General features: G+C 52.4%; 23 protein-coding genes and 2 tRNA genes. 22 read left to right on the top strand and 3 right to left on the bottom strand.

The features are described from left to right. Positions 1 to 6: 6 nt before the first annotated feature. From ACHZA2_RS03345 to ACHZA2_RS03335, 3 genes are read right to left on the bottom strand one after another with little or no spacing between them, the layout of a single operon-like run. Positions 7 to 396: a Zn-ribbon containing protein gene (locus ACHZA2_RS03345; protein ID WP_319578534.1), complete on the bottom strand. Its 390-nt coding sequence runs from the start codon at positions 394 to 396 to the stop codon at positions 7 to 9. Positions 397 to 398: 2 nt separating this feature from the next. After that, complete coding sequence (locus tag ACHZA2_RS03340) at positions 399 to 761, bottom strand: DUF2073 domain-containing protein (protein ID WP_319540944.1); 363 nt, start codon at positions 759 to 761, stop codon at positions 399 to 401. 1 nt (position 762) lies between these two features. Next, positions 763 to 1,422 carry an Era-like GTP-binding protein gene (locus tag ACHZA2_RS03335; protein ID WP_394698472.1) on the bottom strand — a complete coding sequence of 220 codons (660 nt, stop codon included), beginning with the start codon at positions 1,420 to 1,422 and terminating at the stop codon, positions 763 to 765. A 181-nt stretch (positions 1,423 to 1,603) separates the two neighbouring features. On the opposite strand from ACHZA2_RS03335, the gene ACHZA2_RS03330 reads away from it, so the two are divergent. From ACHZA2_RS03330 to fni, 22 genes are all read left to right on the top strand, one after another. Further along, complete coding sequence (locus tag ACHZA2_RS03330) at positions 1,604 to 2,170, top strand: CBS domain-containing protein (RefSeq protein ID WP_319578533.1); 567 nt, start codon at positions 1,604 to 1,606, stop codon at positions 2,168 to 2,170. Between the two features lie 95 nt (positions 2,171 to 2,265). Further along, the gene (locus ACHZA2_RS03325; protein ID WP_319578532.1) at positions 2,266 to 3,141 is read left to right on the top strand and encodes a CBS domain-containing protein; all 876 of its coding nucleotides are present in this window, start codon (positions 2,266 to 2,268) and stop codon (positions 3,139 to 3,141) included. Then, positions 3,138 to 3,905, top strand: coding sequence for a CBS domain-containing protein (locus ACHZA2_RS03320; protein WP_319578531.1), 768 nt, complete (start codon positions 3,138 to 3,140; stop codon positions 3,903 to 3,905). Before ACHZA2_RS03325 ends, ACHZA2_RS03320 begins: the two co-directional genes overlap by 4 nt. Then, positions 3,902 to 4,681 (top strand): CBS domain-containing protein, encoded by a 780-nt coding sequence (locus ACHZA2_RS03315; RefSeq protein ID WP_319578530.1) that lies wholly within the window; start codon positions 3,902 to 3,904, stop codon positions 4,679 to 4,681. The genes ACHZA2_RS03320 and ACHZA2_RS03315 overlap by 4 nt, the downstream gene beginning before the upstream one ends. 138 nt (positions 4,682 to 4,819) lie before the next feature. Continuing rightward, entirely contained in the window at positions 4,820 to 5,794 is a 975-nt protein-coding gene (locus ACHZA2_RS03310; RefSeq protein ID WP_319578529.1) for a deoxyhypusine synthase, read from the top strand. Between the two features lie 153 nt (positions 5,795 to 5,947). Further along, positions 5,948 to 6,031: transfer RNA gene (locus ACHZA2_RS03305), tRNA-Ser, on the top strand. 39 nt (positions 6,032 to 6,070) lie between these two features. Then, entirely contained in the window at positions 6,071 to 6,526 is a 456-nt protein-coding gene (locus ACHZA2_RS03300) for a 30S ribosomal protein S13 (protein WP_319540208.1), read from the top strand. 9 nt (positions 6,527 to 6,535) lie between these two features. Next, positions 6,536 to 7,081 carry a 30S ribosomal protein S4 gene (locus ACHZA2_RS03295; RefSeq protein ID WP_319540209.1) on the top strand — a complete coding sequence of 182 codons (546 nt, stop codon included), beginning with the start codon at positions 6,536 to 6,538 and terminating at the stop codon, positions 7,079 to 7,081. 2 nt (positions 7,082 to 7,083) lie between these two features. Then, positions 7,084 to 7,479: a 30S ribosomal protein S11 gene (locus ACHZA2_RS03290; protein ID WP_319540210.1), complete on the top strand. Its 396-nt coding sequence runs from the start codon at positions 7,084 to 7,086 to the stop codon at positions 7,477 to 7,479. After that, complete coding sequence (locus ACHZA2_RS03285; protein WP_319578528.1) at positions 7,479 to 8,297, top strand: DNA-directed RNA polymerase subunit D; 819 nt, start codon at positions 7,479 to 7,481, stop codon at positions 8,295 to 8,297. The genes ACHZA2_RS03290 and ACHZA2_RS03285 overlap by 1 nt, the downstream gene beginning before the upstream one ends. A gap of 6 nt (positions 8,298 to 8,303) precedes the next feature. Continuing rightward, positions 8,304 to 8,669 carry a 50S ribosomal protein L18e gene (locus ACHZA2_RS03280; protein ID WP_319540212.1) on the top strand — a complete coding sequence of 122 codons (366 nt, stop codon included), beginning with the start codon at positions 8,304 to 8,306 and terminating at the stop codon, positions 8,667 to 8,669. 7 nt (positions 8,670 to 8,676) lie between these two features. After that, on the top strand, positions 8,677 to 9,099 hold the full coding sequence (locus ACHZA2_RS03275) for a 50S ribosomal protein L13 (protein ID WP_319540213.1): 423 nt from the start codon (positions 8,677 to 8,679) through the stop codon (positions 9,097 to 9,099). 13 nt (positions 9,100 to 9,112) lie between these two features. After that, a complete protein-coding gene (locus ACHZA2_RS03270; protein WP_319540214.1) occupies positions 9,113 to 9,514 on the top strand; it encodes a 30S ribosomal protein S9 in 402 nt (133 codons plus the stop codon). A gap of 40 nt (positions 9,515 to 9,554) precedes the next feature. After that, positions 9,555 to 9,743, top strand: coding sequence for a DNA-directed RNA polymerase subunit N (locus tag ACHZA2_RS03265; RefSeq protein WP_319540215.1), 189 nt, complete (start codon positions 9,555 to 9,557; stop codon positions 9,741 to 9,743). After that, a tRNA-Pro gene (locus ACHZA2_RS03260) sits at positions 9,744 to 9,818 on the top strand. A 31-nt stretch (positions 9,819 to 9,849) separates the two neighbouring features. Next, positions 9,850 to 10,017 (top strand): DNA-directed RNA polymerase subunit K, encoded by a 168-nt coding sequence (locus ACHZA2_RS03255; protein WP_319540216.1) that lies wholly within the window; start codon positions 9,850 to 9,852, stop codon positions 10,015 to 10,017. Positions 10,018 to 10,029: 12 nt separating this feature from the next. Next, positions 10,030 to 11,229: a phosphopyruvate hydratase gene (locus ACHZA2_RS03250; protein WP_319578527.1), complete on the top strand. Its 1,200-nt coding sequence runs from the start codon at positions 10,030 to 10,032 to the stop codon at positions 11,227 to 11,229. Beyond that, positions 11,226 to 11,834 (top strand): 30S ribosomal protein S2, encoded by a 609-nt coding sequence (gene rpsB / locus ACHZA2_RS03245; protein WP_319540218.1) that lies wholly within the window; start codon positions 11,226 to 11,228, stop codon positions 11,832 to 11,834. The genes ACHZA2_RS03250 and rpsB overlap by 4 nt, the downstream gene beginning before the upstream one ends. Positions 11,835 to 11,890: 56 nt before the next feature. Beyond that, the gene (gene amrB, locus ACHZA2_RS03240; protein ID WP_319578526.1) at positions 11,891 to 12,685 is read left to right on the top strand and encodes an AmmeMemoRadiSam system protein B; all 795 of its coding nucleotides are present in this window, start codon (positions 11,891 to 11,893) and stop codon (positions 12,683 to 12,685) included. Then, positions 12,686 to 13,555 carry a mevalonate kinase gene (gene mvk / locus ACHZA2_RS03235; RefSeq protein WP_319540220.1) on the top strand — a complete coding sequence of 290 codons (870 nt, stop codon included), beginning with the start codon at positions 12,686 to 12,688 and terminating at the stop codon, positions 13,553 to 13,555. Next, on the top strand, positions 13,494 to 14,318 hold the full coding sequence (locus ACHZA2_RS03230) for an isopentenyl phosphate kinase (protein ID WP_319578525.1): 825 nt from the start codon (positions 13,494 to 13,496) through the stop codon (positions 14,316 to 14,318). Before mvk ends, ACHZA2_RS03230 begins: the two co-directional genes overlap by 62 nt. After that, positions 14,315 to 15,382: a type 2 isopentenyl-diphosphate Delta-isomerase gene (gene fni / locus ACHZA2_RS03225; RefSeq protein WP_319578524.1), complete on the top strand. Its 1,068-nt coding sequence runs from the start codon at positions 14,315 to 14,317 to the stop codon at positions 15,380 to 15,382. The genes ACHZA2_RS03230 and fni overlap by 4 nt, the downstream gene beginning before the upstream one ends. Positions 15,383 to 15,400: the final 18 nt, after the last annotated feature.

Genomic DNA, 15,400 nt, shown 5'->3' with positions numbered 1-15,400 from the left:
CGTATCTCAACGTTTTTTCTGTTGTCTTACCATCGAGTGAAGATCAAGCCTGAAGTTTCCGTCCTTACCCAGGTTTATCACACGGTCATCTGACTCAGCAAGTCTGAGCAGGTTCAGATCATACTTCCCCGGTTCAACAATCCGGATACTCTCAACCGAATCAGGCGCCAGCGGCTCAATTTTCTCTTCAGGGATCGGTTTGGAATCAACAGGGCTGTCTGCTTCGGTTTTCTCAGGCTCCTGCGGTATGACAGGTTCAGGCTGGGGTGATATTGCTGCTTCTGTCTTTCGTGGGGATTCAAAAGCAAACCTGGTTCCCCCACACGCAGGACAGCGGGGTGCCAGACCCGGGGCCGCTTCGAGGCGGGTTTTACACCGGAGACAGATATGTGGCATGATCACCGGGATGAGATCCAGGCACTGATGAAGTCCCGATCACGCCTTATCATCCTGAGCTGGTTGGCAGGTCCGATCACTGTCAGCCTTCTGAACTCGCTCTCCCCGCGGACCAGCCGTGAGAGCATCCCGCTCTTCTGTTTTGAGGGATAGGTCTCGATCTCGATCCCTGAGAATCCGTCAGGTAAAATCTCCTGCATCGTCATCTCGATCAGAGAACTCTGTTCTTCTGGTGAAAGCCCTGATTCAAGAATAACGATAGTCCCGTCCCTGACTTTGTCAAGGATCAGACGAATCTTCTCCATGGATGGCATCCGCGAGAGCCGTTCTGCTGATATCAGATCGATTTGAACACCCTGCATGATCTCACCGGAATGCCCTGATCATCTCTTCATAGAGATCTTCAACTTTGGTACCTGTGAGTGAGGATATCGGGACCACCGGATGCTGGGGAAAAGCGGTCTTGATCCGCTGTGGTGAAGCATCCGGAAGATCAGTCTTGTTTGCAGCGATCACAACAGGGAGATGCCTGCTCTCGATGATACCGACCATCATGATATTCACCTGGGCAAAGGGATCAGCAGTTGCATCCATCATGTAGATCACACCGTCGATGTCCTCCCTGAGCCAGTGCATCGCCTCTGCTACTCCTTCGGTTGCTTCCCGGGCACGGTCGATCGCTTCGTCACGTGCTATTCCATACTCGATGAACTCGTTGTAGTCGATCTTTGTTGTGACTCCCGGAGTGTCAACGATGTCGATAGTGATGGATCTCCCGTTTGATCCCGTGATCGTGATGTTTTCTGCCCGGAGCGCTCTCCGGGTTTCATGAGGAACTTCGCTGACCGTGCCCTCAATTCCTGTTGACCACTCTTTGGCAATCCGGTTGGCCAGAGTTGTTTTTCCTGCATTTGGAGGCCCGTATATTCCGATCCGCGATGTCTTCTTATGGAAGAGATTTGAAAGGATTTTGGAGAAGGTCTGACTCAGTCCCATATGTATCGTCCTGACCGGCAGAAGCGGCATTTACTCCCGCAAATCCGGAGTTGCTTCTGTATGGATATGATCTGAAGGCATTATTATTGTTGTTATCCTTCTGAACAGGTTTCCTATCCTTTCTGAAAATTTCAGGACCGATGGATTAATATCTGAACCGGATGATTAACTGATTGGATGCATCTGCCCGGGTATCACAGAGGTGAACGCCATGACATACGCAAATGAAAAGATCCAGCTCGACACCAAGGTGGCCGTGCGGGACATCATGCGAAGGAACCCAAAGACCATCGATTATAGGGCAACGGTTGCAGATGCAGCACGGAAGATGTGCAACAAAGATCCCTCCGGAAGCTGTATCGTACTCAAGGAGAATGTTGCCGTCGGCATTGTGACTGAACAGGATCTCAACTGTAAGGTTGTGGCAAAAGACATCAGGCCGAGTGAGGCTCATGTCTACGAGATTATGACATCTCCACTCATCACGCTCCATGGTGATAAAACGGTGGAGGAAGCGGCCCACCTTATGATCAAGAGCCGGGTCCGCCGTCTGCCGATTATCAATGACAAAGGGATCGTCATCGGGATTGTGAGTGTCAGGGATATAGTGGCTGTCTCGACTGAGATCAACGAGCTCATGAGTGAGCTTGTTGTCATCAACCAGACGAAAGATGTCACTTCAGGAATGTGTAGCAGATGCGGACGTATGTCAGATGATCTCCGAAATGTTGACGGGTCTCTGATCTGCTCCTCCTGCAGCGAAGAAGACCGCCTCTGACCAGAATAACTCCATCCCTACGGTTTTTCAGAAAGACCGGGACCTGCCTGCAGGTAACGGATGGTTGATCACATTTCTCAAATATCAGACCGATTATGCACACCAGACATGACAATGATCTAGGTACAGTTCTCTCAATCGCAACAAGACAGGTTATCTCGGCTCCGCAGACGATGCGGATCATTGGTGCCATCGAGACCCTCACTGAGTGGGGTGTCCGCCGCCTGCCCATCGTCGATCCAGGGACTCATCGTCTCAAAGGCATTCTGACTGCACGGGACGTGGTGGATTTCCTTGGTGGTGGTGAGAAGTTCAAACTCATCAACGTCAAGCATGACGGTAATTTCCTGGCTGCCATCAACGAGAGTGTCAGCAGGATCATGAAGCCTGATGTCAGAACGCTGCCTCCACATGCAAACCTGAACGAAGCGATCCAGATCATTCTTCAGGACCGCATCGGCGGAATTCCCATCGTTGATGAGGAAGGAGTTCTCACCGGTATCGTCACCGAACGGGATGTGCTCAAACTGCTCTGCCGTACATACAGTACAATGAAGGTCAAGGATGTGATGACCTCTTCACTCCTTGTGCAGGAGCCCGACTGTCCCCTCTCAATGGTGACCAAAGTGATGACCAGCCACCAGTTCAGACGGTTGCCGATAGTAAAGAATGACGTCGTCTTCGGGATCATCACCGCCACGGACATCGTGCGGTACATCGGTTCTGGCAAAGTCTTCGAGAGCCTTGTTACCGGTCACGTGGCAGAGGTGATGTCAAAGCCTGTCAGGGATCTGGTGAATGGGAACCTGTACACGATCGAGCCCGACAAGACGATCACCGAGGCTGCCCGCAAGATGCTTGAGAAGGGCGTCGGTGCACTTCCGGTGATAGAGAACAGCAGGCTGACCGGTCTTGTGACCGAGTTTGATCTGGTGCGGGCCTTGTCGACCGAACAGCAGAATGGACGATGACCATGCTGATATCAGATCTGATGAGTTCACCGGTGCGGGTCTGCCGCCCCGATGACACGGTCTCTTATGCCAGAAACCTGATGCTGAAACATCATATCTCCAGGGTTCTGGTTATGGATGGGCAGAGGATAGCAGGGATCATCACAAAGAAGGATATCGGATACAGACTCAGAAGTCGTGATCCGACATGGCGGCGGCGATCTCCGGATAATGAACCGGTCTCGTCGGTTATGACCACGGATACCATCAGTATATCGCCGGGTAGCAGCATCCATGATGCACTGGTGCTGATGGTTACCCATATGATCTCGGGACTTCCGGTAACTGACCAGGGAATGGTTCTCGGGATGGTGACCAAGTCTGATATGATTCGATCACCGCTTGTAAAGAGTCTGGATCGTCCGGTAGTCGGGGTGATGCATGATGTACAGCAGGTAACAGAAGAACATTCACTCGATCATGTGATCGATCTGATGCGGTCTGGTTGTGGAAAAGTCTTGGTGACCGGTGATGAAGGCGCGATAAGCGGCATCATCTCAGAGAGTGATCTCACGTTTGCACAGGAGGGACGTGCCCAGTCCGAAAAACTCCGGGCTGGCGATGTGATGAGGTCACCGGTGATAACCATGGATGAGACAGCGCGGACCGTAGATGTAATTCGTGAGATGTCAGAAAGGCATATATCAAGCCTTATTATCACGAATGAAGTTGGACTAAAAGGAATTATAACCAGAGATGATATCATAGGAGAAGTGGTTTTATGACCAATACTATACTTGTCAGGGATGTTATGTCCAAACCGGTGACTGTTGCAAAGTCAGTACCGGTGACCGATGCACTGGATAAGATGCTCGATGTCGGAATGGACCCGTTGATCGTGGTCCACAACGATGAAGTGGTCGGTACAATATCCCGTCACAAAATCGTAGAGAAGCTCGGTGCAAAGCACAGCTCAGAAGTGTCACCGACTGCTATCCACGTTTCCAATACAGTCGATGATGATTTTACCTTCATCTATGATGATCAGGAGGTTGATGTCCTCATTCCACTCCTGCAGGAACGGTACAAACTCGCGGTCGTGTATGACTCTGATAACAACCTGATCGGTCAGGTCAACTCAAGTGACATTCTCAGTAAGATGATACCTGACGGGGATCTTGCTTCTGTAATGGAGCGTGCCCAGTTCATCGAAGCTGGTGAGAGGATGGTCCACCTTCGCAGGAGGATGATCGATGAGAACATCTCCCGGTTCATTGTCATGAATGACGGAAAGATGTCTGGTATCGTCTCTGAGACCGATGTCGCTGTTGCCGTTCTGAAGTTCCGTGAGTCTGTTGGTGACCGGCACCAGGAGCACCAGGTCCGCAACATCCTCGTGCAGGATATTATGACCGCATCAGTGCAGAGCATAGAGATGGGATCGCCGGTCAGCAAGGTCGTCGATCTCATGTGTACCAAGAATTTCAGCAGTGTGCCGGTAACAGAGAAGGGAAAGATCGTCGGTATCGTGACCCGTCAGTCCCTTATCCAGGCACTCTGATTTTTTTAACTGTTTCATAAAGACAGATAGTGTACAGATCGTAGATGCAGATCTGTATAGTAATGTTGAAAGCAGTTGCTCTTGTTTCATAAACGCGTTCCATTATACTATATATCCGCATATTTCCTACGCTATCCAATGATGCTGGATCCAACAACTCCTGTGAAGCCTGTCTCTGATGTTGCCGCCCTGCTCGATGCCATGAGCAGGACCGGATTTCAGGGGAGAAAACTTGGCGAATCGGTGGCTGTCTGGAAGGAGATGCTGAAGGATCCACAGGTTAGTATCCTGCTCGGTCTGTCCGGTGCAATGATTCCGGCGGGGATGCAGGAATGTCTCATCGAACTGGTCAGCAGACGATATGTTGACGCAATAGTGTCCACCGGTGCAAACATCTTCCATGATATCTGTGAACACTGCGGAGTCAGGCATTACATCGGCCACCACCATGTGGATGACATCGAACTCTTTGAGAAGGGGATCGATCGGATCTACGATGTCTTTGCGTACGAAGAGCAGTTCAGAAAGGTTGACAATATCATCGCAGAGTTTGCACGATCCCACGGTGGGTTTGAGGGATCATCAGCCTCGTTTATCAGAACTCTTGGAGAGTGGCTTATCGATACCTATCCTAAAGGCAGGTCTCTGACTGCCACTTGTGTTGCATCCAATGTTCCGATCTTCATACCTGCACTGAGTGACTCATCTATTGGGATTGGGCTTGTGATTGCACGGCGGCAGGGGATCCCGATTATCGTGGACCAGATCAGGGATGCAGATGAGATAACTACGTTTGTCGAGAAGACAGCAAAGACCGGTGTTGTCTATATCGGAGGCGGGGTTCCCAAGAACTTTATCCAGCAGACCCAGGTCATCGCATCGATTCACAAGAGTGACTGCAGCGGGCATGACTATGCGATCCAGTACACAACCGACACACCGCACTTTGGCGGGCTTTCGGGATGCACGTTTGAAGAGGCGATGTCATGGGGGAAGGAGTCATGCACCTGTACAAACGTGCAGTGCTTCTGCGATGCGACCATAGCCCTTCCGCTGGTAACCTCCGCGCTCATCGGTTCAGGTGCAGTACGTGTAGCAAAAAAATCAGAATAACTATCCCGGATTTTGTGAATTCAGAATTCATCACTGCAATTATTGCCTGAAATATCATAACTCTTATATCTGAATCCTTACCACATTGGTAAGCACAATTCCTGTAGCAACAGAGATTCTGTTGCGAGTGTCTACACAGATGCGAATTTGATTGTTGAGGTAGCCAAGCCAGGTATGGCGCAGGGTTGCTAACCCTGTGTCCCTTGGGACTCGGGGGTTCAAATCCCTCCCTCAACGCTTGACACGCAGGCGCTTTCTCATAAAGCGAGGCATTGCATGGCTCAGGAAGATCAGGAGATTAATTATTTCGTCAGGGTTCTCAACACTGACCTCGACGGTACTAAATCAGTCATTGTAGCACTGACAGGTATCAAAGGGGTTGGCAGACATGCCGCCCAGATTATTGCGAAGGCGGCTGAGGTCCCCAAGCACGAACTTATGGGAAAACTTGATGAAGCGTCAGTTGACCGGATTCGTGAGGTTGTCAACACCTATGCAGACCGCATTCCTGTATGGATGACCAACCGGCCAAAGGATGTCTACACCGGTACCCCAAAGCATATTCTTGGAACTGATCTTGCCCTCATCAACGAGGACGACATCAACATTCTCAAGAAGATTCGTGCATACCGTGGAATCAGACACGAGACCGGACAGAAGGTCCGTGGTCAGCGCACCAAGTCTACCGGCAGAACCGGTTTGATCGTTGGTGTGAAGAGAAAAACTACGTAAGGGTGAATCATGGGATATCCAGGAAAGAACCATAAACAGTACCAGACCCCCAAACGCCCGTTTGAGCTCTCCCGTATCGAGGAAGAGACCAAACTGGTGATTGAGTATGGTCTGCGTAACAAGCGGGAAGTCTGGATCGCCAAGGGTGCGCTCCGGCGGTACCGCAAGGCTGCCCGTGAGATCATCGCACTGCAGTCTGGCGGTGCAGGTCAGGAGATCGTCGAGCGGAAGAAGTCCGAGCTTACCGGGCATCTGAACCGCATCGGTATTCTTGGTGAGAATGCAGGTATCGACGATGTCCTCTCTGTCCGTGTTGAGCAGCAGCTCGACCGCCGGCTTCAGAGCCAGGTCTACCGCCGCGGCTTTGCCCGCTCTCCGAAACAGGCCCGTCAGTTCATTACGCATGGACACATCTCCATCAACGGCAGAAGAGTAACCATTCCGGGATACACCGTCAGCGCAGCTGAACAGGACCTTATCTCGTATGCAGGATCTTCACCGCTGGTCAGTGATATTCACGGAGAGAGACAGCGTATCGCCAAGGTAGGGAGATAAATATGGCTGAAGGGAAGGAAAAGTGGGGCGTTGCACACATCTACGCCTCCTTTAACAACACCATCATCACCGTCACCGATCAGACCGGCGCAGAGACCATAACCAAGAGCAGTGGTGGTATGGTCGTCAAGCAGGCACGTAATGAGAGTTCTCCATACGCTGCAATGCAGATGGCGCAGAATGTTGCCCAGGCAGCCAAGGAAAAAGGGCTTGTCGGACTTCATGTAAAGGTTCGTGCACCCGGACGAGGAAAGCAACGCTCACCAGGGCCAGGTGCCCAGGCAGCAATCCGTGCTCTTGCCCGTGCAGGTGTTCGTATCGGACTCATTGAAGATGTCACGCCAGTACCACACGACTCCTGCAGAGCAAAGGGCGGGAAGAGAGGGCGTCGGGTCTGATGAAGATCGAATTCAGCAGCCTTGAGGACAACAGCACCTCGTTTGTGCTGAGTGAATCGCATATTGCATTTGCAAATGCACTCCGTCGGGGAATGCAGAGCGAAGTCATGACGTTCGCGGTCGAGGATCTCAAGATCTATGACAACACGAGCGCACTCTTTGACGAGATGCTTGCACACCGGATCGGACTCATACCACTCACCACAGACCTGAAGAGTTACGTACCACGGGATTCATGCTCCTGCGAAGGCAAGGGCTGCTCCCAGTGCACGGTCACCCTGACGATGAGTGTGGAAGGGCCACGAATGGTCCTATCTTCGGATCTCATCTCACAGGATCCTGCAGTTCATCCTGCAGCAGACAATATTCCAATTGTCAAGCTCGAGAAGAACCAGAAGGTCGTAATTGAAGTATATGCAATCCTGAACCGCGGCTTTGAACACTCAAAGTGGCAGCCGGTAACGGTCTGTGGATACAAGAACTATCCAATCATCAGTCCTGAAAAAACATGTGACGGATGCGGATTGTGTGTAGAGGTCTGTCCCAAGAATATCCTGGAGGTCAAAGGCGGCAAGATCACTGTCAAGGAGGGTGGCGATATACAATGCTCACTCTGCCGGCTCTGTGAGCAGGCCTGCCTGAACAGCGGGATCGGCGATGAACCGGCCATCCATATACTCATGGATGAGAAGCGGTTTATCTTCTCGATGGAGGGTGATGGTTCACTTCCTGCACGAGAGATCCTCAACCAGGGGCTGCTGTTTCTGAAGAATCAATCAGACGGACTCCTCGAAGCGCTCAGCGAAATCAGGGGGTAACGGACCATGAGCAAAAGATATGATAAGTCCAATCCGCGCCTCACCGAACTCATCAGGCTCCTGAAGAAGACGTCGAGTGAGAATGAGGTGCAGATCTGGCGCGACATTGCGATCAGACTTGAGAAGTCGAGCAACAACTACGCAGAAGTGAACGTGAGCAAGATCAACCGGTATGCCAAGGATGGCGAGACCCTGCTGGTTCCTGGAAAGGTACTTGGCAGTGGTCTTCTTGAATGCCGGGTCACAGTCGCAGCACTGAACTTTTCAGAAGCGGCTGAAGACAAGATCGCCGGGAAGCAGGGAGAATGCCTCAGCATCGAGCAGCTCCTCGCACAGAACCCCAAAGGCAGCCACGTAAGGATTCTGAGGTGAGTATCAGATGGTAACGGTAATCGATGGAGACGGGCTGCTTGTAGGCAGACTATCCAGCGTGGTTGCAAAGCGTGCACTTGCCGGTGAAGAGATCGCAGTCATCAATGCAGAGAAGGCAGTGATCTCCGGAAGCCGTGCCCGTGTTCTTGGCAACTACAAGCACAAGAGGGAACGCGGATCCCGTGAAGGTGGTCCATTCTTCCCACGCAGGCCGGATCACATCCTCAAGCGGACTATCCGTGGGATGGTCCCGTACAAGAAGATGCGTGGTGTTGAGGCGATGAAGCGGATCAAGATCTATGTCGGTGTTCCCTGTGAACTCGACGGGATCGCAGCAGAGAAGCTGTCAGACGCACACAAGACCCGCCTGAACACACCTGCATGTGTAACCCTTGGAACTGTCAGCAGTTTCCTTGGAGCAAAGTTCTGAAGGAGGGATGAATATGGCAAAAGTGATCAACACGAGTGGTAAGAGGAAGACGGCGATCGCCCGTGCAACTTTCAGACCCGGAAAGGGTGTTGTCAGGGTTAACTCCCTGATTATCGATGCCTTTTCCAATGAACTTGTGCGGATGAAGATATTAGAGCCGCTCCAGCTGGTTCCGACCGCGCTTGAGGGCGTTGATGTCGCTATCAAAGTTCGCGGTGGTGGAGTTATGGGTCAGGCAGAAGCCGCCCGGACTGCACTTGCCCGTGGCATTGTCCAGTGGCACAGCGACCCCAAGATGAAGGATGTATATCTTGCATATGACCGCAGCCTGTTGGTGAACGATTCCCGTCAGAAGGAAGCTAAGAAACCACATGGTAGTGGGGCACGCGCAAAATTCCAGAAGTCATACCGGTGATCTTTATTACAAAGACAGCTTACATTAGTGGTGCAATCATATGATACCGGTTCGCTGTTTCACTTGTGGTAAAGTAATCTCCACTGCATATGAGGAATATAAGCGCCGCCGAGATGCTGGCGAGGATCCTAAAAAGATCCTCGACGATCTCAAAATGGATCGGTATTGTTGCCGGCGTATGTTGCTCACGCACAAGGAGATTATTGATGAACTCAATCCTTATCAATGAGGGGTCGTAGGGTAGCCTGGACCATCCTAGGGCGTTCGGGACGCTCTGACCTGAGTTCAAATCTCAGCGACCCCATTCTTGTGTTGACTAATTCTTGAGGATTCGGATGCAGAACTATACACGCTATGAAAAGGCCCGCATTGTCGGTGCCCGGGCGTTACAGATCTCGATGGGCGCTCCCATTCTCATCACGAGCACGACCATAGATCCGCTCTACCTCGCGATGGAGGAGTTTGACAAAGGTGTCATCCCCATCACGGTCAAGCGGAGATAAGAACTGATCAGGATGACCACCATACGTGCCGTTGATCTGAGAGTCATACTCGACTCCCGCGGTCGCAAAACTGTTGAAGCAGATATATCTGTAGAGAACGGATTTGGCAGAGCAGCAGCTCCGGGGGGTGCCAGTACTGGTGCCCACGAAGCAGCAGTCAAAGAAGCGACAGCGGCAGTAGGAGATGCACGCTCTCAGGTGATCCCTTACCTGCTCGGTCTGGATTCAGCCGATCAGATTGGGTTTGATTCCCTTCTGCGTGAGGTGGATGGGACTGATAACTTTGCAGGGATAGGTGCGAATGTGGCGGTCGCCCTCTCAATGGCAAACGCCAAGGCTGCTGCGGCAGCCCTGAAGATACCACTCTGGAGACATCTCGGAGGATCGTTTGTATCTTCTGCCCCCCTCCCGTTAGGGAATGTGATCGGGGGCGGAGCTCATGCAACCGGTGCTACCGAGATACAGGAGTTTCTGGTTGTTCCTACCGGATGCTCCAGCATCAGGGATGGTGTCTATGCAAATGCACGTGCTCACGCGGTGGTGAAGGAACTCCTGCACAAGCGGGGAATATTCTGCGGAAAGGGCGATGAAGGAGCATGGGCACCGGCAATATCAGATCAGGACGCCTTCGAGGTTGTTACTGAAGCAGTCGGCCAGGTATCTGATGAAGTCGGGTTTGCCCTGAGCACCGGTGTTGATGTGGCTGCAAGTCAGTTCCACAACCCGGGAACCGAGCTCTACGAATACAGGGGTGGCCTTGTCAGAACAGCCGAGGAGCAGATCAACTATGTTGCCGAGCTCATCGACGAGTTCGGACTTGTATATGTTGAGGATCCCCTTTATGAGGAGGACTTCGAATCTTTCGCCACCCTTACCGAGCAGATGGGAAGTGCATGCCTCATCTGCGGTGATGATCTCTTCGTCACCAACCCTTCCCGGATAGAGAAGGGGATAGAAGAAGGTTCGGCAAATTGTGTGCTCATCAAGCCGAACCAGATCGGAACCCTGACTGATACTTTTGAGGCGATATCACTCGCCAAAAAGTTCGGCATGGAGACCGTTATGAGCCACCGCTCCGGGGAGACCGGGGATACTACCATCGCCCATCTGGGATGTGCGTTCGGGTGCGTATTCATCAAGACCGGTGTTGTCGGCGGAGAACGAACAGAAAAACTGAATGAACTCATTCGGATAGAGGAGAACATGATATGAACGGAAATGAGATGGAGATTGAACTGAACGAGCCCCTTGTCTCTGTTGAGGAGTACCTGGCGGCCGGTGTACACATTGGAACACAGCAGAAGAGCAGCGATATGAAGAACTTCATCTACCGCGTCCGCGGTGATGGGCTCTACATTCTGGACATCAGGGAGACTGACGAGCGGATCAAGCTCGCAGCAAAGTTCCTTTCTCAGTATGATCCTGCTAAGGTTCTCGTTGTGACCTCCCGTCAGTACGGGCAGTTCCCGGCACGTCAGTTTGCAGAGGCAATCGGTGCATACCCGATGACCGGCCGGTACATCCCCGGTACCCTGACCAACCCGATTCTGCCTAAATATGCAGAACCTGAAGTCATTGTCGTGACCGACCCGGTCAGCGACATCCAGGTCATCAGAGAGGCACTTCAGATCGGAATCCCGGTCCTTGCACTCTGTGATACCAACAATATGACCAGCCTTGTGGACATCGTCATCCCAACCAATAACAAGGGTCGCAAGGCTCTCTCCATGATCTACTTCCTGCTCACCAAGGAATTCCTCAGACACAAGGGGTACTCAACCTCCCTGACTCCTGAGGACTTCGAGACTGATCTGTAAATCCGGGTATCATCAGGGCGATACCCTGATGTACTCACACGTCAACACACAGTCCCATGATGATCAGGCGTTGTGGCGTGGCCGGGATGTTCTACCCGGCTGACCCGGTTCAGCTGACTCACATGCTGGACGCGTTCTTCAGGTCTACTCGTACCGGTGGGGATGCAAAGGGAGTTGCATCCCCTCATGCCGGCTATATCTATTCTGGTCAGACCTCTGCCCATGCATTTAGTGCAATCAGGGAGGGATTTGATGGGACATTTATCCTGATTGGCCCCAGCCACCGTGGATTTCCAACCTGTGTCTCCGGCATACCCTGGGATACCCCGATCGGTCCGGTCAGGACAGACACCGATCTTGTCTCCAGGATAGGGCTTCCGGTTGATGAACAGGCAATGACGTTCGGAAATGAGAACTCTCTTGAGGTTCAGGTTCCGTTCATCAGATACCGGTTCCCTGACGCGGCGATCGTTGCCATCATGATGGGCCCTCAGACAATGCGGGAGATCGGCATGGTGTCAGGGCATATAATCAGCGCAGTTCGTGATTATGACAAAGAAGTGCGGATTGTTGCCTCCAGTGACTTTTCGCATTATGTTGCTGCAGATAAGGCACAAAAAGACGATCTATTTGTCATTGAAGCACTGAAGGATCTGAACGTGCAGGAATTCTATAATCGAATACAACAACACAGGGTAACCGCCTGCGGGTATGGCCCGATCGGGGCAATGGTCGAGGCTCTCAGACCGCAGGGCGCCACCCGGTGCGATCTCATCTCATATACTACCAGCGGAGAGGCAAGCGGGGACTTTCAGCAGGTAGTCGGATATGCGGCACTGGCGGTGAACTGATTGGCAACCTGGAGTGCACCCGGAAAGGTGTTTCTCTTTGGTGAACATGCGGTGGTATATGGAAAACCGGGCATTGCACTTGCGATCCGTCCACGTGTCTATGTGACTGTCAGGAAGACCAGTCATGCCCACCATGCAAAATCACCGTACATCGATCAGTGTTTCAAGGAACTGAACGTGAAAGGGAGTGTCTATATAAACTCACAACTCCCCAGTTCTTCAGGACTCGGCTCATCGGCAGCTGTGACAGTGGCAACGATGGCTGCCATCAATGATGAGTTCGGACTTGGTAAAACCCGCGATCAGATCGCTGAACAGGCCTATAAGATCGAGAAGCGGGTGCAGAAAGGCAGGGCAAGCCCGACTGATACCACCGTGTCAACGTATGGCGGCATGTTCCTTATCAAGGAAGGAACCCGCAAGCGGCTGGCACCCCAGAACTATCACCTGGTTGTTGGAAACAGCCAGGTAACGCATTCGACCGCGAGAATGGTCGAGAAGGTTGCCGATCTGAAAGGGAAGTATCCCACGATCTGCGAACCGGTAATGGATGCTATCGAGGCACTTACGCTCGATGCAATGAAACATCTCGACGAGCCGCAATATCTCGGCCGTCTCATGGATATGAATCATGCTCTCCTCGACGTGCTCGGGGTGGGCCATCCCCAGCTCTCCAAACTGGTGCTTGCAGCCCGGGCAACCGGTGCGTATGGTGCAAAGATAACCGGGGCAGGAGGCGGTGGCTGTATGGTTGCACTGGCACCCAAGAACCTCAAGGCCCGGATCGCCGGGGCACTGGAGGTTACTGATGGACGGGCGCTTATCACCTGCCTTGACACAGAAGGACTCCGGAAAGAAAAGGATGCGTAATCGAACGATACTCAAGCTCGGCGGGAGCGTGATAACTGAGAAGTCAGCCGGCTCTGCAGGCGTTATCAGATATGATGCCCTCGCTGCTATTGCAAAGAGCCTTGCACTGTACCCTGACATGCCACTCTTGATTGTGCATGGTGCAGGTTCATTCGGCCATCCGCAGGCGAAAGCCTACCATATCCAGGAAGGTGTGACGAGGGAGAACCGGAAAGGCATCTTTGAGACACACCAGGCGGTCAGGGAACTCAACACCGCTGTAGTAGAAGCTCTCAGGAGCAACGGTATTGAGGCAGTTCCGATTCATCCACTCCATGGGTGCGAGGCATCTGATGGAAAACTCGTGGATCCGATCTTTGGTCACATGGACCGGATGATCAGCCTTGGCCTGGTTCCTGTCATTCACGGTGACGTTGTGATGGATCGTAAAAGGGGTGCCTGTATTGTTTCCGGTGATCAGCTGATCCGGGTCCTTGCAGAAGGGCTTCGAATGGACCGTGTCGGTCTCGCGACCGATGTACCGGGTCTTCTCGAGAGCGATGGATCAGTTGTGAGGGAGCTGCGCCGATCAACGGTGCACCAGGTTACCATCGGCAACTCGGGTCATATTGATGTGACCGGGGGAATGGAAGGAAAGATAGCCGAACTTCTCGCTCTTGCCGATCACGGGATCAGGTCTGAAATGTTCCATATCTCGCAGTTCGAAGCGTTTCTCGCCGGGAAGGATCATGGCGGGACACGTATCCTGCCGGAGGATGCATGAACCGGAGAAAGTTCACATCCTCGCGGAAACTGGATCACCTTCGAATCTGCCTTGAAGAAGATATTGAATCAGGAAGCACCGGGTTTGAAGATATCAGGCTCGTTCACAATGCCCTTCCTGATTCAGATATGGATACACTGGACCTATCGACCGATCTCTTCGGACACCGGTTCGGATCCCCGCTCTTTATCTCAGCAATGACAGGCGGTCATCCTGAAACTACCAGGGTGAATGAGGTACTTGCACAGGCCGCCCAGAAATACGGCCTAGGGATAGGGGTAGGATCGCAGCGGGCGGCAATTGAAGATCATACTCTCGCCGAAACATTCTCTATCGTCAGGGAAACTGCCCCAGACGCATTCATCGTCGGCAATCTCGGTATCGTACAACTCAGGGATCATGGGATCGAATGGGCAGAAACCGCGGTTGAGATGATAGATGCAGACGCTCTTGCCATCCATCTGAATTTTCTCCAGGAGGCAACCCAGCCTGAAGGAGATCATGATGCAACCGGCTGCCTTGATGCACTGCGGGAATTGTGCAGGGAGTTCAAAGTCCCGGTCATTGTGAAAGAGACCGGGTGCGGGTTCTCAGAGGAGATTGCACGGCTCTGCTATGGAGCAGGTGCTTCCTGCATCGATGTTGGCGGATATGGCGGATCATCATGGGCGGCGATAGAGAGTTACAGAGCAGGGAAAGGGGAAGCGGGTGGAGATCAACGGCTCTCGGATCTCGGCCTGCTCTTTAAAGAGTGGGGCATCCCCACCGCGGTGAGCGTCACTGAGGCTGTCAGATGTGGCGGCCCGGTGATTGCCAGCGGTGGGATCAGAACAGGGATTGATATTGCAAAAGCCCTGGTTCTTGGTGCCAGCCTCGGCGGAATGGCTCTTCCCCTGCTTAAACCGGCATGCGATGGAATAGAAGCCCTGTCAGAGACGATAGAGACGATCCAGCAGCAACTTCGGATCGCCCTCTTCCTGACCGGGCATACCCGGGTGTCAGAGATGCCCGATACCAGATGGTACGTTACCGGTCCGACAGCGCAACTGATACAGCAACAATAATTTACAGGAGGATATAAC

Source organism: uncultured Methanospirillum sp. (assembly GCF_963668415.2).
GTDB lineage: Archaea > Halobacteriota > Methanomicrobia > Methanomicrobiales > Methanospirillaceae > Methanospirillum.
This window is presented reverse-complemented; position numbering and strand designations above follow the sequence as displayed.

Bases quoted from the DNA above. Each gene is read 5' to 3' on its own strand.
- ACHZA2_RS03345 (WP_319578534.1), bottom strand. From the start codon at position 396: ATGCCACATATCTGTCTCCGGTGTAAAACCCGCCTCGAAGCGGCCCCG.
- ACHZA2_RS03335 (WP_394698472.1), bottom strand. From the start codon at position 1,422: ATGCCGCTTCTGCCGGTCAGGACGATACATATGGGACTGAGTCAGACC.
- ACHZA2_RS03330 (WP_319578533.1), top strand. From the start codon at position 1,604: ATGACATACGCAAATGAAAAGATCCAGCTCGACACCAAGGTGGCCGTG.
- ACHZA2_RS03325 (WP_319578532.1), top strand. From the start codon at position 2,266: ATGCACACCAGACATGACAATGATCTAGGTACAGTTCTCTCAATCGCA.
- ACHZA2_RS03320 (WP_319578531.1), top strand. From the start codon at position 3,138: ATGACCATGCTGATATCAGATCTGATGAGTTCACCGGTGCGGGTCTGC.
- ACHZA2_RS03315 (WP_319578530.1), top strand. From the start codon at position 3,902: ATGACCAATACTATACTTGTCAGGGATGTTATGTCCAAACCGGTGACT.
- ACHZA2_RS03310 (WP_319578529.1), top strand. From the start codon at position 4,820: ATGATGCTGGATCCAACAACTCCTGTGAAGCCTGTCTCTGATGTTGCC.
- ACHZA2_RS03300 (WP_319540208.1), top strand. From the start codon at position 6,071: ATGGCTCAGGAAGATCAGGAGATTAATTATTTCGTCAGGGTTCTCAAC.
- ACHZA2_RS03295 (WP_319540209.1), top strand. From the start codon at position 6,536: ATGGGATATCCAGGAAAGAACCATAAACAGTACCAGACCCCCAAACGC.
- ACHZA2_RS03290 (WP_319540210.1), top strand. From the start codon at position 7,084: ATGGCTGAAGGGAAGGAAAAGTGGGGCGTTGCACACATCTACGCCTCC.
- ACHZA2_RS03285 (WP_319578528.1), top strand. From the start codon at position 7,479: ATGAAGATCGAATTCAGCAGCCTTGAGGACAACAGCACCTCGTTTGTG.
- ACHZA2_RS03280 (WP_319540212.1), top strand. From the start codon at position 8,304: ATGAGCAAAAGATATGATAAGTCCAATCCGCGCCTCACCGAACTCATC.
- ACHZA2_RS03275 (WP_319540213.1), top strand. From the start codon at position 8,677: ATGGTAACGGTAATCGATGGAGACGGGCTGCTTGTAGGCAGACTATCC.
- ACHZA2_RS03270 (WP_319540214.1), top strand. From the start codon at position 9,113: ATGGCAAAAGTGATCAACACGAGTGGTAAGAGGAAGACGGCGATCGCC.
- ACHZA2_RS03265 (WP_319540215.1), top strand. From the start codon at position 9,555: ATGATACCGGTTCGCTGTTTCACTTGTGGTAAAGTAATCTCCACTGCA.
- ACHZA2_RS03255 (WP_319540216.1), top strand. From the start codon at position 9,850: ATGCAGAACTATACACGCTATGAAAAGGCCCGCATTGTCGGTGCCCGG.
- ACHZA2_RS03250 (WP_319578527.1), top strand. From the start codon at position 10,030: ATGACCACCATACGTGCCGTTGATCTGAGAGTCATACTCGACTCCCGC.
- rpsB (WP_319540218.1), top strand. From the start codon at position 11,226: ATGAACGGAAATGAGATGGAGATTGAACTGAACGAGCCCCTTGTCTCT.
- amrB (WP_319578526.1), top strand. From the start codon at position 11,891: ATGATGATCAGGCGTTGTGGCGTGGCCGGGATGTTCTACCCGGCTGAC.
- ACHZA2_RS03230 (WP_319578525.1), top strand. From the start codon at position 13,494: ATGGACGGGCGCTTATCACCTGCCTTGACACAGAAGGACTCCGGAAAG.
- fni (WP_319578524.1), top strand. From the start codon at position 14,315: ATGAACCGGAGAAAGTTCACATCCTCGCGGAAACTGGATCACCTTCGA.